Origin of the sequence: Pseudomonas sp. BIGb0176, from assembly GCF_024810175.1 — a bacterium.
GTDB lineage: Bacteria > Pseudomonadota > Gammaproteobacteria > Pseudomonadales > Pseudomonadaceae > Aquipseudomonas > Aquipseudomonas protegens.
Map to the genome: position 1 here is coordinate 960,993 of NZ_JANUEC010000003.1, position 13,469 is coordinate 974,461.

Consider the following 13,469-nt stretch of genomic DNA (forward strand, 5'->3'; position numbering starts at 1 on the left):
TCAGCGCCGCGTCGCCAGGAGGCCGATCAGGAAGCCCACGCCGGCAGCGATGCCCACCGATTGCCAAGGGTTGCTCTGCACATAGTCCTCGGCGGCGGTGACCGCTGCCTGGCCCCGCTGGCGCAGGGAGTCTTCGGTCAGTTGCAGGGTCTCCCGGGCCTTGAGCAGGCTGTCGTGGATCTGCTCGCGCAACTCGTCGGCCTGGTCGCCGGCCAGGGTCGCGGTGTGTTCCAGCAGACGCTCCGTGTCACTGACCAGTGCCTGAAAATCCGCCATCAGTACTTCTTGAGCCGTCTTTGCCGTTTTGCTGGCCATGGTTCCATCTCCGTTAGTTGCTTGTGTGAGCTATGAGTGTGAGCCCTGGGCGAAGGTTCACTGCAATTGTCTGGTACAGCTTTTGCTTTGTCCTGGTGCGCCAGGCCCCGGGCCTGCGCCGAAAACGAGCGAGGGTCGCGCTGTAGCCCGCGTAAACCCTGGCCAAGAAAACCATAACCTCAGGTCAGTCCTCACCCCGTGGTTTGTCGTGCCGCCCCCGGCGCGCCAAAACGGTTCACCGAATGCGTGCAATGGCGCGCCCGGGAGCCAACTTGGTGCAAGGAGCGGGGCGCCCTGCCAGGGAACGGCTGGCCGATTTCGGATCTGCCTACTCCATGGAAAATCTGCAAAGCGCTGTGGACACCCTGGTCCACGGTTCCAACACCCTGTTCATCCTGATCGGGGCGGTCATGGTCCTGGCCATGCACGCCGGCTTTGCCTTCCTCGAAGTCGGCACCGTCCGGCAGAAGAACCAGGTCAATGCGCTGTCGAAGATCCTCAGTGACTTCGCCGTCTCGACCCTGGCCTATTTCTTTATAGGCTATTGGATCTCCTACGGCGTGAGCTTCCTGCAACCGGCGGCGGTGATCAGTGCCGATCACGGCTACGGCCTGGTGAAGTTCTTCTTCCTGCTGACCTTCGCCGCGGCGATCCCGGCGATTATCTCCGGTGGCATCGCCGAGCGCGCGCGTTTTGTGCCGCAATTGTGCGCCACGGTGCTGATCGTGGCCTTTGTCTACCCGTTTTTCGAAGGGCTGGTGTGGAACGGCAACTTCGGGGTGCAGGCCTGGTTGCAGCAGCGCTTTGGTGCCGGCTTCCATGACTTTGCCGGCTCGGTGGTGGTGCACGCCATGGGAGGCTGGCTGGCCCTGGCCGCGGTGCTGTTGCTGGGGCCGCGCAATGGCCGCTACCGCGACGGCAAGCTGGTGGCGTTCGCGCCGTCGAGCATTCCGTTCCTGGCCCTGGGGTCGTGGATCCTGATTGTCGGCTGGTTCGGCTTCAACGTCATGAGCGCCCAGACCTTGCAGGGCGTCAGCGGGCTGGTGGCGGTGAACTCGCTGATGGCCATGGTGGGCGGTACGGTGGCGGCGCTGATCGTCGGCCGCAACGACCCGGGCTTCCTGCATAACGGCCCGCTGGCCGGGCTGGTGGCGATCTGCGCCGGCTCGGACCTGATGCACCCGGTGGGCGCCTTGATCACCGGCGCCATTGCCGGAGCGCTGTTCGTCTGGTGCTTCATCGCCGCGCAGAGTCAATGGAAGATCGACGACGTGCTCGGGGTCTGGCCGTTGCATGGCCTGTGCGGTGTATGGGGCGGCATTGCCTGCGGGATCTTTGGCCAGAGTGCCCTGGGCGGCCTGGGTGGGGTCAGCCTGGTCAGCCAGTTGATCGGCACCGGCCTCGGGGTGGCGGTGGCGCTGCTGGGCGGCCTGGCCGTGTATGGGGTGATCAAGGCGGTCTGCGGGCTGCGCCTGACCCAGGAACAGGAGTACTACGGCGCCGACCTGTCGCTGCACAAGATCGGCGCGGTGAGCCAGGACTGAGACGACGCCCCTGCTATTGATGACCCTGGGCGCTCGCCGCCCGGGGTTTGGTCTGGGTGGCTTCAACCGGCTTGCAGGCGTGCTTCGCAAGCCTCGATGGCCGCCTGCGGGCCGGACACCAGCACCCGGTCGCCGGCTTGCAGGCGCGGGCTGGGGTTCAGCGGCAGGTCGTTGCCATTGCGTTGCACCCCGCGTATATCCACGCCCAGTGCCTCCAGGCCCAACTCCTGCAATGGCCGGTTGCAGGCGTAGGCATCGGCGTCGAGGCTGACGGCGTGCATCTGCACCGCCGGCGGTTCGCGGTTGTCCTGGGCGCTGTTCTGGGTGCCGTGATAGAAGCCGTGCAACAGTTGGTAGCGGCTGTGGCGCACTTCATCCACGGTGCGCTGCACTCGCTGCTCCGGCAGGCCGAGCATGATCAGGGCATGGGAGGCGAGCATCAGGCTCGACTCCAGCAGTTCGGGCACCACTTCGTTGGCGCCGGCGGCCTTGAGTTCCGCCAACTGGCTGTCATCGCGGGTGCGCACCAGGATCGGCACCGTGCGGTCCAGGCGGCGCGCCGCCTTGAGCACCGTCAGCGCGATATCGCTCTTGTCCACTGCGATCACCAGCAGCCGCGCCCGTTCCAGGCCGACTGCGGCCAGGAGGTCGCCGCGCCGGCAGTCGCCGTAGTGCACGCAGCTTTCTCCCGCAGACGCTTCCTGGACCCGCACCGGATCATCGTCCAGGGCGATGTAGCGCAGTTGCTCGTGGCGCAGGAAGCGGCCAATGGACTGGCCGACGCGGCCATACCCGCAAATCAGTACATGGCCTTGCAGCTCGGCGTTCTGCGCGCTGATTTCCTCCAGTTGCGCGGCCTGGTTGGGCTTGCGGTGCAGGCGGGCGGTGATGACCGGCGCCGCTCGCAGCAACAGCGGGGTTACCAGCATCGAGCAGAAGGTGGCGGCCAGCAGCAGGCTGCTGATGTCGGGCGGGATCATCTGGCTGAGCTGCATCTGCGCCATCAGGGCGAAGCAGAATTCACCGCCCTGGGCCAGGGCCAGGCCGCTGCGCCAGGCGGTTTCGCCATCGCTGCCGCGCAGCTTGAGCAGGGTCGCCACCACCGAACCCTTGATCAGCAGCAGGGCCAGGGTCAGGCCGGTGATCAGCAGGGCATGGTCGATGAACAGTTGCAGGTCGATGAGCATGCCGATGCTGACGAAGAACAGCCCCAGCAGAATGTCGCGGAACGGGCGGATGTCGGCCTCGATCTGATGCCGGTAATGGCTTTCCCCCAGCAGCATGCCGGCGAGGAAGGCCCCCAGGGCCGGTGACAGGCCCAGCAGGTGGGTGAGCCAGGCGGTGAGCAGGACGATCACCAGGGCCAGCAGCACAAAGAGTTCGGCGGAGTGCGAAGCGGCCACTTCATGGAACAGCCGCGGCAACAGCCAGCGGCTGGCCAGCAGCAGGCCGACGAACAGCACCACGGTCTTGCCCAGGGTCGCCGGCAGGGCCCAGTACCAGGCGTGCTCGCTGCTGCCGGCGAAGACCGGCACCAGGGTCAGCAACAGCACCGCCACCACGTCCTGGAACAGCAGCACGCCAATGGCGTTCTGCCCGTGGCTGCTGAAGATCTCGCCAAGGCTGGTCAGTTCCTTGCTGACGATGGCGGTGGAGGACAGGGCCAGCCCGGTACCGAGCATCAGCGCTGCGGTCAGGGGCATGCCGAACAGGGCCAGGAGGACCCCGAGGATCAAGCCGGTGCACAGCACTTGCAGGCTGCCCAGGCCAAACACCACGTGGCGCAGGGCAAGCATCTTCGACAAGGAGAACTCCAGGCCCAGGGAGAACAGCAGGAATACCACCCCCAGTTCCGCCAGGTCGGGCAGGTCCTCACTGTCGTTGACCCAGTCCAGTGCGGTGGGGCCGACCATCAGGCCCACCGACAGATAGCCCAGCACCGGGGGCAGGCTCAGGCGCCGGAACAACGCAATCACCACCAGCGAGGAGGCAAGAATGATCAGCAGATTGGCAAACAACGGGCATCTCCGGACAGGGGGCGGGCAAGGCAAAGCCTAGAGGCAAAAAAAGGCGCGAGGATTACCCGGGCCGCAGAGAGTGACGCTGATTCAGGTCATTGTTTGTCGAGAATGTCTCATATTCATGAGCCTTCGCTATGCTCAGAAATTGTCGATAAAGGCGGTGCCCGGGTGACGGGGTTATCCACAGGACCCTGCCAGTGAGGTGTCGGAGAGGTGTATGGAGCGTCTGTATTCACTGCAAGGGTTGCGGGGCGCCGCGGTGTTGGGCGTGGTGCTGTTCCACATGATGTCGGTGGAAATCAAGTATTCGGGCGGTGACATCCTGCTGCCGGTCATGCTGAATTTCTTCCAGCTCGGGGTCGACCTGTTCTTTGTCATCAGCGGCTTCGTGATGGTCATCGTCAGTCGTGGGCGCTTTCAGAAAACCGTCGAGACCCAGCGCTTCCTGTTCAACCGCCTGTCCCGGATTTACCCCACCTACTGGCTGTATTTCTTCATCACCCTGGGGGTGTATCTGTGGCAGCCGGCGCTGGTGAACAGCTCCCACGGCGGCTCCAACCTGTGGATGTCCTTCCTGCTGCTGCCCAATGACCGGGTGCTGCTGGTGATGGTGGCCTGGTCGCTGCTGTTCGAGCTGTGGTTCTACCTGATGTTCACCCTGTTCCTGTTCTTCAAGGAAAAGCGCCTGCCGCTGATCCTGCTGCTGTGGGCGGTGGCGCTGGTGCTGTTCAACCTGCTGCAGAACTGGCAGGACTATTCCCCGGCGCTGAAGATCATCCTCCATCCCTACGCCCTGGAGTTCATTGCCGGCAGTGCCCTGGCGCTGTTCTTCTACGGACCCCATAGCGCCAGGGTGCCGACGGCGCTGGTCTGGGTCGCGCTGGCGGCGGCTCTGCTGGTGGGGTTTCCGCTGATCTACGCCTACCAGCTGTTCTTCACCGAGGGCTTGCCGAGGATGCTCGCGGTGGGCCTGACCTTCGGTACCCTGACCCTGTCCCTGGCCTTGCTGGAGCGGCGGCAACTGATCCGTATGCCAGGGTTTCTTACAGCCACCGGTGATATGTCCTACACCATCTATCTATCCCACTTACTGGTGCTGGGGGTCGTCGGCCGGGCCTGGCAGGTGATCGGCGCCTGGCCCGAGAGCTATGTGGATAACCTGGCCTTCATCGTGCTGATGATGACGGCGGTGGTCTGCTATGGCTGGGTTGGCTATCACTTTTATGAAAAGCCGATCCTCGATCGTGCCACGGCCTACTGCAAGCGCCGGTTCAGTACCGCCCCCCGTCGCAAACACTACGATCCGGTGTAGTCGTCCGGTCCTTCCTGCTTACTCGGGTAGCCATCGATGCCGAAAGTGCTCAACGCAAACCTCGACGCGCTGAAAGTCCTGCTGGCGGTGATGGTGGTGGCGCTGCACTGCAAGCTGCTGGGGGGCAATTACACCTGGGTCGGCTACTTGCTGTGCAACGGCCTGTTCCGGGTGGCGGTGCCGACGTTCTTCATCATCAACGGCTACTACCTCTTCCAGACCCTGGAGAGCGGCCACTCCTTCGCCCAGTGGTTCAAGCGCGGCCTTCTGCTCTACCTGTTCTGGATGCTGGTCTACAGCCCGCAGTACATCGACCCGAGCACGATCGCCAGCCTGGGCGGGGTGCTGGGGGTCGTGAAGAAGCTGCTGATCGGCTATTTCCACCTCTGGTACCTGGTGGGCATGCTCGGCGGCGCAGCGATGCTGCTGGTGCTGCGTCGCTGGCGTTCAAGTGCGCTGATCGGCCTGGCCCTGACGGCGTTCCTCATCGGTCTGGGCCTGCAGTACGCGCGGGTCTACTACGAACTGCCCAACGGCTTTCTCCAGCACTTCAATCAGAACGACTACACCGCGCGCAATTTCCTGTTCATGGGCTTCCCGTTCATGGCCATCGGCTTTCTTTGTGCCCGGCATCGCTTGGCAGAGCGGCTCAGCCGGCGCGGGGTGTGCTGCTGGCTAGTGCTGGGGTTGGGGCTGATCCTGGCCGAGGCGGCGCTGAACTTCGCCCTGCGCGCCGATGTAGAGCAGAATTTCGACTTCCTCGCCTCGTTGCTGGTTATTGCCCCGGCCCTGTTCCTGTTGCCCCAGGTGTACTTCCGGGCCTCCCGGAGCAACTTCGCGGCCAAGCTGTCTTCGGCGGTGTATTACGTGCATCCCTGGTTCATCTTCGGCGCCTTGTCCCTGGGCATGGCCTATGGCAACGGCATGGCCGGGCTGGTCCTGCTGCTGGCCTTTGGCGTTGCGCCGCTGTTGATCATGGCCAGTCGCCGGGTCCGTTTCATTCTCTGAGGGCGCTTGGTCGACGGCTTTTTCTCTCGGGCCTAGAATAGGCACCTGTTCTTTTTTGGTTGCCCAGTCATGCCCCCTGAATGCCAATTGTTCGGCACCCTTGGATGCCACCTGTGCGAACTGGCCGAGGCCGAGCTGATGCCCCTGGTGGAGCACGGCCTGATGGTCGAACTGGTGGATATCGCCGACAGCCAGCAACTGTTCGACAGCTACGGCCTGCGCATCCCGGTACTGCGCCGGGTGGATACCGGCGCCGAGCTGGGCTGGCCCTTCGACGCCGAGCAAGTGGTGGCCTTCCTGCGCTGATGCACCAGGGGGGGGCGGGCAGGGTTTCCGCCCGTCGCTCATCGTGCGAATTCATTGGCGAGAGCTCTCGATTGGTTTACTGTATGCATATACAGCTATCGAGGAGTCTCGCCATGTCTCTCACTTTCCTGACCGGTACCGAACGCTCGCAACCGATGCCAGCCCGCTTTGCGCCGCTGGGTGACAGCGAGCCTGCCGCGTTGGCCGATGGTCCCAGCGGCAGCGGTTTTTCCCTCGACCGGACCCTGGGCCTGGGCGCGCCGCAGATCCATGGCCTGCTGGTGGACGATGACAACCTGCTGGGGTTCGGCATCTACCCCGGTGACCGGTTGATCGTCGACCGCTCGGCCACTCCGGCGGTCGACCAGTACCTGGTGGTTCGGGCCCAGGGCGCCAGCGAATACTCGCTGCGCCTGCTGGCGCCCGATCCTCGTGGCGGCTTGCTGCTCAAGGCGGCGCGCCCTTCAATCCCCTCCATCGTTCTGGATGACCTGGGCTCGATCGAGATCTGGGGCGTGGTGTTGTGGGTGGTCAGTTATGTGGGGCGCAAGCAGCCCTGATGAGTGTGGTGGACGCTTCAAACCGTTAAAGGAATAGATGATGGTCAATGTCGAACAACTGAAAAACAGCGTGAACAGCATGCCCACCGATGTGGTGCGTGAAGCGGTGCTTGAGCTGCGCCTGGACGGGTTGGTCACCGAAGGCAAGACGCCCTTCAACAAGCTGCACTTCAACACCTGCTTTGCCGAGATCGAAGCCTTGTTCCAGCGTGCGGGCTACCACCGGCAACTGGACGTGGTGGGTTACCAGGGGCTGTTGTACGCCCTCTACGATCCGGGCCGCTGGGAGGCGGTGGATGTATTGCGCTGGCTCAAGGAGTTCACCGAGGCCGCGGCCCAGGCCAAGCAGTCCTGCGCCTGAAACCTCGGAAACTGTTCCTAGGTTCCTTGTGGCGGCTGTTGGATAATGCCGCCCTGCATTGATCCTTCGAGCTTTTTGTATGTCATCCGCACCTTTTTCCGCTGCACAGCATCAGGCCAGTACCCTGTACCTGCCCCCGGGCTCCTGGGCGACGGTGCTGGATTGCCTGTGTGATCACTTCAAGGCCATCAGCCGCGAGCAGTGGCTGGACCGTATCGCCCGTGGCCGGGTGCTGGACGGGCAGGGCCAGCCCATCAGTCTGGAGCTGGCCTATCGCGAAGGCTTGAGGATTCACTACTTTCGCGAGGTGCCGGATGAAAAGGTGATTCCGGTCGAGGAAACCATCCTCTACGCCGATGAGCATCTGGTGGTGGCGGACAAGCCGCACTTTCTGCCGGTGACCCCGGCAGGAGAGTACGTCGAGCAGACGTTGCTGCGGCGCTTGATCCGGCGCCTGGGCAACCCGCACCTGGTGCCCCTGCATCGTATCGACCGGCATACGGCTGGGCTGGTGCTGTTCTCCGCGAACCCAGACAGTCGCTCGGCCTATCAGTCGCTGTTTCCCACCCGCAAGATAGAAAAACGCTACGAGGCGATTGCCGCTGCCTTGCCGCAGTTGAACTTCCCGCTGCTGCGCAAGAGCCGGCTGGTGGACGGTGAGCCCTTCTTCCGCATGCAAGAAGCGCAGGGGCCAAGCAATACCGAAACAGCCATCGAGGTCAGGGAGAAACACGGCGAGCTGTGGCGTTACGCCCTGTACCCGGTCACGGGCAAGAAGCACCAACTGCGGGTGCATATGAATGCCCTGGGAGCGGCGATCTGCAACGATCCCTTTTATCCCGAGGTGCTCAAGGACATCGAGGACGACTATGCCCGGCCGCTGAAGCTGCTGGCCCAGGGGCTGCGTTTCATCGACCCGTTGAGCGGGCAGGAACGCGAGTTCGAGAGCCGCATCAGCCTGCAGTGGTGAATACCCAGGCGCAGAAACAATAAAACCCGCACCAGGCGGGTTTTATTGTTTTCAGGTCGACAACCGTCAGGCTTACAGCTCTTTGACGGTACGGACCTGATCCTTGTTGATGCGAGTCTGCTTGCCGTCCAGCTGTTCAAACTCGTAGAAACCGGAATCCTTGTCGTATTTAGGGGTATCGACGGCCTGGATTTCGCGACCGTCATTCAAGGTGATCACTGTCGGCGAGGCGCAACCGGCGAGAGTGGCCAGGCCCAGTGCGAGCATGAGAGTGGCGAGGGTCCGTTGAGTCATTGTGTGTCTCCGAAATGAGTACTTTTGAGTGCTGGTCTTCAGACGTATACAACGTCTGCAAGTTCCTTGGCCAGGGACATTCTGCCACGTTGCCGGGCAGATCGCAGGCGTTCGCCGCGGCAGATTAGCCGAGTTCGCAGCAGCGTCTACCCACTGGGGGCTATTGCCGAGGCCACAGCGGCGGCAGGCCGGAGCGCTGTGATATAACAACGGGCTGTTTCTCCTACCTTTGGATCGAGCCTATGAAAGCCAAGGCTGATGTACCTTTTGCGCCGCTGAACATTGCGGTACTGACTGTCAGTGATACCCGCACCCTGGAAACCGACACCTCCGGGCAGGTCTTTGTCGAGCGCCTGGGCGCCGCCGGCCATCGTCTGGCGGCACGGGTGCTGCTCAAGGACGATCTGTACAAGATCCGCGCCCAGGTCGCGACCTGGATTGCCGACGACGTGGTGCAGGTGGTGCTGATCACCGGCGGTACCGGCTTCACTGGCCGTGACAGCACCCCGGAAGCCGTGGCCTGCCTGCTGGACAAGCAGGTCGACGGCTTTGGCGAACTGTTCCGGCAGATATCGGTCGCCGATATCGGCACCTCCACTGTGCAGTCCCGGGCACTGGCAGGGCTGGCCAATGGCACCCTGGTGTGCTGCCTGCCGGGTTCCACCAATGCGGTGCGCACCGGCTGGGACGGCATCCTCGCCGAACAGCTGGATTCGCGGCACCGGCCGTGCAATTTCGTTCCTCACCTGAAACAGGCGGCACCCTGTGAATCCCGCGGGTAAGCCGGGCAAGCAGGGCGCCCTGATGCCGGTGGAAGAGGCATTGGAGCGCCTGTTGGCGATGGCCGGTTCGGCCCCCATCCTCGAGCGTGAGCGCTTGCCGTTGGCGGCGACTCAGGGCCGGGTGCTGGCCGAGGCGCTGATCTCCAGCCTGGACCTGCCGCCCTGGCCCAACAGCGCCATGGACGGTTACGCCCTGCGCCTGGAGGACTGGCGGGGGGAACCCCTGCCGGTCAGTCAGCGGATCTTTGCCGGTCAGGCGCCTGAGCCACTGCAGCCCGGGACCTGCGCGCGGATTTTCACCGGTGCGCCGGTGCCGGCCGGGGCGGACTGCGTCGAGATGCAGGAAAACGCCCAGGTCCAGGACGATCAGCGCGTGCTGTTTAGCGAACCTCTGCAACTGGGGCAGAACATTCGCCCTCAGGGCCAGGAAACTACGGTGGGCGAGCAGGTGCTCGCGGCTGGCACTCGCCTGGGGCCGATCGAGCAAGGCCTGGCTGCCTCCCTGGGCTGCGCCGAGCTTGAAGTGGTGCGCCGGGTCCGGGTGGCGGTGCTGTCCACCGGTGACGAATTGGTGGAACCTGGCCAGCCCCTGGGGCCGGGCCAGATCTACAACAGTAACCGGGTGGTGCTGTGCAGTTGGTTGCAGCGCCTGGGCTGTGAGGTGCTGGATGCGGGAATCCTCCCTGACGATCTGGCCGCGACCCGCCAGCGCCTGGCGGAACTGGGGGAGGTCGACCTGATCCTGTCCACCGGTGGTGTCTCGGTGGGAGAGGCGGACTTCCTGGGCATCGCTCTGCGCGAAGAGGGCGAGCTGGCCCTGTGGAAGCTGGCGATCAAGCCCGGCAAGCCGTTGACCTTCGGCCATTTTCGGGGTGTGCCGGTGATTGGCCTGCCCGGCAATCCGGCATCGACCCTGGTGACCTTCGCCCTGCTGGCGCGCCCCTACCTGTTGCGTCGCCAGGGCGTGCAGCAGGTGCAGCCCCTGAGCTTCCAGGTGCCGGCGGGTTTTGCCTGGCCCCAGCCCGGCAATCGCCGCGAATACCTGCGGGGGCGCCTGGAGAACGGGCAGGCGATTATCTACCGCAACCAGAGCTCGGGCGTGTTGCGCAGTGCGGCCTGGGCCGAAGGGCTGGTGGAGGTGCTTGAAGGGCGGACCCTGGTGCAGGGCGATCGGGTCAACTTCATTCCCCTGAGTGAAGTGCTGGATTGACCCCGGCAGCGCGGGCCCGACTGCCACCGGCCCGCGCCGAGCGGTTTAGCGCAGCAGCAACAGCAGCAACAGGCCGAAGCGGCTGTGCAAACCCCAGGTCACCAGGCCCGCCAGCAGTGCAGCGGCCAGTACCGCTCTGGCCAGGCGCTTGAGCCACGACAGGTGCCGACAATGACGCGGCAGCGGCTGCGAGGAGAGAGGCAGGTCGAGCTCCCGGGGGGAGCGGGCGGCCACCCAGGGCTGGCCCTCCAGATGCTTGAGCGGTGATCGCGCTTTCGGATAAAACTCCTTGTCTTTCATGACGGTGCACTTCCTTGTATGAGGCGTCAGTGCCTGACATGCACAGTCACTGATTGGCCCCGCAGGGTCAATTCAGGTGATTCTCTTTCTTCGGTCAGAAAATTCACTTTAGGCCTGGGGGCTCGGTTCAGGCATAGGGGCTGTCCCAATAGCGCTTGTACATGCCGAGCTTTCTTTTCAGGCCCAGGGGCAGGTAGCGCTCCTGCTGGCTGAGTTTGTAGGCGAAGAGCTTCACCGCGTTGCGCAGCAGCGACCCGGGCCATTGCCCCAGGCGCCCGGGGCCGAGGAAGCGCAGTTCGGACTGGACGTAGCGCAGGCCTTCGCCACCGGCGCCACCGAAGGCCTGGCGGATCCAGGGTTCCCGGGCATGGAATACGCCAATGTCGAAGTAGCGGCGGAACTCTTCCTTGAGGCTGTAGTTATGGGAGTGGCGGCAGCAGGCGCTGCCTTCATAGGCAACCTTCCAGCCGGCCAGCAGCATCTTCGCGCCCACATACATGTCTTCGGACAGGATCACGTGGTTGGGAAAGCCGCCGACCTGCATCAGCGCTTCGCGCCGGTAGGCGGAAAACGAGTTGGACATGAAGGCGGTCTTGATCCCCTGTGCCGGCACATCGGCCAGGCTTTTCACCTGGGAAGTCGGCGGGTAGTTGAACAACCGCGCATGGCTGGCCAGGGGGCTGGCATCGAGGTGCGGCAACTGGCGACCGCATACTGCTCCCACTTGCGGGTCGGCGAAGGGCGCGACGATGCGGGCGAGACCTTCGGCATCCTCCAGGTAGGCATCCTGGGTCATGAACACATAGAGGTCGTAATCGGCGTTGCGCTCCACCATCAGTTGCCGGGTGCCGCCGTGGTTGAAGTCGCGGCTGTCGATGCGCAGCACATTGGCGCAGCGTGCCAGCGCCAGCTCGTAGGTGCCGTCGCTGGAGCTGGAGTCGACGATCAGGGTATCGAAGGGCGCGCTCTGGATTTCCAGGGAATCCAGCAGCCGCGTCAGGTCCTGGCAACCGTTGTAGGTGGGAATCACACAGGCCACGCGCAGTGTCGACATTGTCCAAGCCTCCGGTTCAGGTCAGGTTCTGGCGCCAGGGCCGCAGCCAGGCCGCGAGGATCAGCAACAGCAGCAGGCCGCAGGCACTGCTCAGGCCCAGTTGCCACCAGATCGAGGTCAGCGGATGCAGGAACAGCGCCGCCAGGGCCATGCCACCCAGGCCGATCAGCCAATGACTGCGCCAAGGCACCAGCCCCAGCAACTGCTGGCGGCGCATCAGCAGCAGGCCGGTGAGGATCACCCCGCAGATTGCCGCCAGGGCGATGCCGATCAAACCGAGGAAATACGGCAGCGCCGCCAGCAGCAGGGCATTGAGCAGGCTGCCGGCCAGTTCGCAATTGAGCGGCATGCGGGTGTCGCCGGCGGCATAGGCGTAGCGCGCCAGCAGGGCGTTCCAGGCGCCGAACATCAGCGGTACCGAGAACCAGGCCAAGAGCTCCGGCAAGGGGCTGTCCGCCGCTTGATTGGGCAGCAGCAGGTGCACCAGCGCGGCGGCGGCGCCAATCAGCCCGACCACCGCAGGAATGGTCAGCAGGGTGGCGCTGCTCAGGCCTTTGCGCAGCAGGTCCAGGCGCTGTTCGCCGGAGCTGCCGCTCATCAGCCCGAGCAGCACCTGGTTGAGGCTCATCAGGGCGATCAGCGGCAGGTTGATCAGCTTGCGTGCCAGGTTGATCCAGGTAACCGCCCCTTCACCCAGCAATGAGGCCGCCATGCGCTCCAGCAGGGCCAGGCCCTGGCTGGCGAGGTTGCTGCTCAGCAGCGGGCCGATGCGTTGCAGCAACTCGCGCCCGGCCCCGGGCGCGGCCTGCATGCGCCAGGGCCGCCAGCCATCGCGCAGCAGGCTCGGCAACAGCACCGTTGGCATCAGCAGGCTGCCGAGCACACAGGCCGCGGCCAGCCCGGTGGGGGTGGCGGCATGGTGCAGGCTCGCCAGGTAGATCACTGGCGGCAGGTTGAACAGCAGCGAGCCCAGGCCCGCCAGGACAAAGCGGGCGCGAGCCTGCAGAGGGACGCAGAACAGGCCGTGGAGAATCAACCCCGGCGCGCACCAGGCCAGCCAGTGCAGGCCGCCGCTGGCCAGGGCATAACCGTCGCTGCCCAGGCCGGGGCCGATCAGGCGTACCCATAGCGGCGCGCCGAGGCTCAGCAGCAGCGCCAGCAGCAGCCCACACAGCAATAGGCGGGGGGCCAGGGCACTGAGCCAGGCCTGTTGCTCCCCGGCCGAGCGCTGCTGGTACAGCGGCAGCGCGGCGGCGCTCAGCAGGCCCGCAGCCAGGGCCATGCGCAGGGCCTCGGGCAGGAACATCGCCACCAGGAAACCATCGCTCTGGCCACCGGCGCCCCAGGCCGCCACCAGCAGCCATTCCCGGGCAAAGCCGGCGGCCAGCCCGGTCAGGGTGGCCAGGGTCAACCACAGCGTCGCGCCGAACAT

15 protein-coding genes are annotated in these 13,469 nt (G+C 64.5%); 9 read left to right on the forward strand and 6 right to left on the reverse strand.

The features are described 5' to 3' along the window. A complete protein-coding gene (locus tag M2395_RS22600; protein WP_011062506.1) occupies nt 1-315 on the reverse strand; it encodes a YqjD family protein in 315 nt (104 codons plus the stop codon). Between the two features lie 335 nt (nt 316-650). Between M2395_RS22600 and M2395_RS22605 the strand changes: the two genes are divergently transcribed. Beyond that, on the forward strand, nt 651-1,859 hold the full coding sequence (locus tag M2395_RS22605; RefSeq protein WP_011062505.1) for an ammonium transporter: 1,209 nt from the start codon (nt 651-653) through the stop codon (nt 1,857-1,859). 62 nt (nt 1,860-1,921) lie between these two features. Here the strand turns inward: M2395_RS22605 and M2395_RS22610 are convergent, their stop codons facing one another. Further along, nucleotides 1,922-3,877, reverse strand: coding sequence for a monovalent cation:proton antiporter family protein (locus tag M2395_RS22610; RefSeq protein ID WP_015636520.1), 1,956 nt, complete (start codon nt 3,875-3,877; stop codon nt 1,922-1,924). A 220-nt stretch (nt 3,878-4,097) separates the two neighbouring features. Here M2395_RS22610 and M2395_RS22615 point away from each other — a divergent pair, with 220 nt between their 5' ends. The 6 genes from M2395_RS22615 to M2395_RS22640 all read left to right on the forward strand — a co-directional run bounded on the left by M2395_RS22615 (nt 4,098) and on the right by M2395_RS22640 (nt 8,397). Further along, the gene (locus tag M2395_RS22615; RefSeq protein WP_015636519.1) at nt 4,098-5,192 is read left to right on the forward strand and encodes an acyltransferase; all 1,095 of its coding nucleotides are present in this window, start codon (nt 4,098-4,100) and stop codon (nt 5,190-5,192) included. Between the two features lie 36 nt (nt 5,193-5,228). Further along, entirely contained in the window at nt 5,229-6,200 is a 972-nt protein-coding gene (locus M2395_RS22620; protein ID WP_053153057.1) for an acyltransferase, read from the forward strand. Between the two features lie 69 nt (nt 6,201-6,269). After that, the gene (locus M2395_RS22625; protein WP_011062501.1) at nt 6,270-6,506 is read left to right on the forward strand and encodes a glutaredoxin family protein; all 237 of its coding nucleotides are present in this window, start codon (nt 6,270-6,272) and stop codon (nt 6,504-6,506) included. 113 nt (nt 6,507-6,619) lie between these two features. Further along, a complete protein-coding gene (locus M2395_RS22630; RefSeq protein WP_011062500.1) occupies nt 6,620-7,066 on the forward strand; it encodes a S24 family peptidase in 447 nt (148 codons plus the stop codon). Nucleotides 7,067-7,106: 40 nt separating this feature from the next. Then, complete coding sequence (locus tag M2395_RS22635) at nt 7,107-7,427, forward strand: hypothetical protein (RefSeq protein WP_011062499.1); 321 nt, start codon at nt 7,107-7,109, stop codon at nt 7,425-7,427. 79 nt (nt 7,428-7,506) lie between these two features. Further along, nucleotides 7,507-8,397 (forward strand): pseudouridine synthase, encoded by an 891-nt coding sequence (locus tag M2395_RS22640; RefSeq protein WP_123431287.1) that lies wholly within the window; start codon nt 7,507-7,509, stop codon nt 8,395-8,397. A 72-nt stretch (nt 8,398-8,469) separates the two neighbouring features. On the opposite strand, the gene M2395_RS22645 is transcribed toward M2395_RS22640, so the two are convergent. Further along, entirely contained in the window at nt 8,470-8,691 is a 222-nt protein-coding gene (locus tag M2395_RS22645; protein ID WP_015636515.1) for a YgdI/YgdR family lipoprotein, read from the reverse strand. Nucleotides 8,692-8,933: 242 nt separating this feature from the next. Between M2395_RS22645 and moaB the strand changes: the two genes are divergently transcribed. Further along, nucleotides 8,934-9,473 carry a molybdenum cofactor biosynthesis protein B gene (moaB, locus tag M2395_RS22650; RefSeq protein WP_015636514.1) on the forward strand — a complete coding sequence of 180 codons (540 nt, stop codon included), beginning with the start codon at nt 8,934-8,936 and terminating at the stop codon, nt 9,471-9,473. 22 nt (nt 9,474-9,495) lie between these two features. Next, nucleotides 9,496-10,683: a gephyrin-like molybdotransferase Glp gene (gene glp / locus M2395_RS22655; RefSeq protein ID WP_015636513.1), complete on the forward strand. Its 1,188-nt coding sequence runs from the start codon at nt 9,496-9,498 to the stop codon at nt 10,681-10,683. A 45-nt stretch (nt 10,684-10,728) separates the two neighbouring features. Here glp and M2395_RS22660 read toward each other — a convergent pair whose 3' ends face one another. The 3 genes from M2395_RS22660 to M2395_RS22670 all read right to left on the reverse strand — a co-directional run bounded on the left by M2395_RS22660 (nt 10,729) and on the right by M2395_RS22670 (nt 13,469). Continuing rightward, nucleotides 10,729-10,983, reverse strand: coding sequence for a hypothetical protein (locus tag M2395_RS22660; protein WP_123431286.1), 255 nt, complete (start codon nt 10,981-10,983; stop codon nt 10,729-10,731). A gap of 127 nt (nt 10,984-11,110) precedes the next feature. After that, the gene (locus M2395_RS22665; RefSeq protein ID WP_123431285.1) at nt 11,111-12,037 is read right to left on the reverse strand and encodes a glycosyltransferase family 2 protein; all 927 of its coding nucleotides are present in this window, start codon (nt 12,035-12,037) and stop codon (nt 11,111-11,113) included. Between the two features lie 16 nt (nt 12,038-12,053). Next, a complete protein-coding gene (locus tag M2395_RS22670) occupies nt 12,054-13,469 on the reverse strand; it encodes a lipid II flippase MurJ (protein ID WP_123431284.1) in 1,416 nt (471 codons plus the stop codon).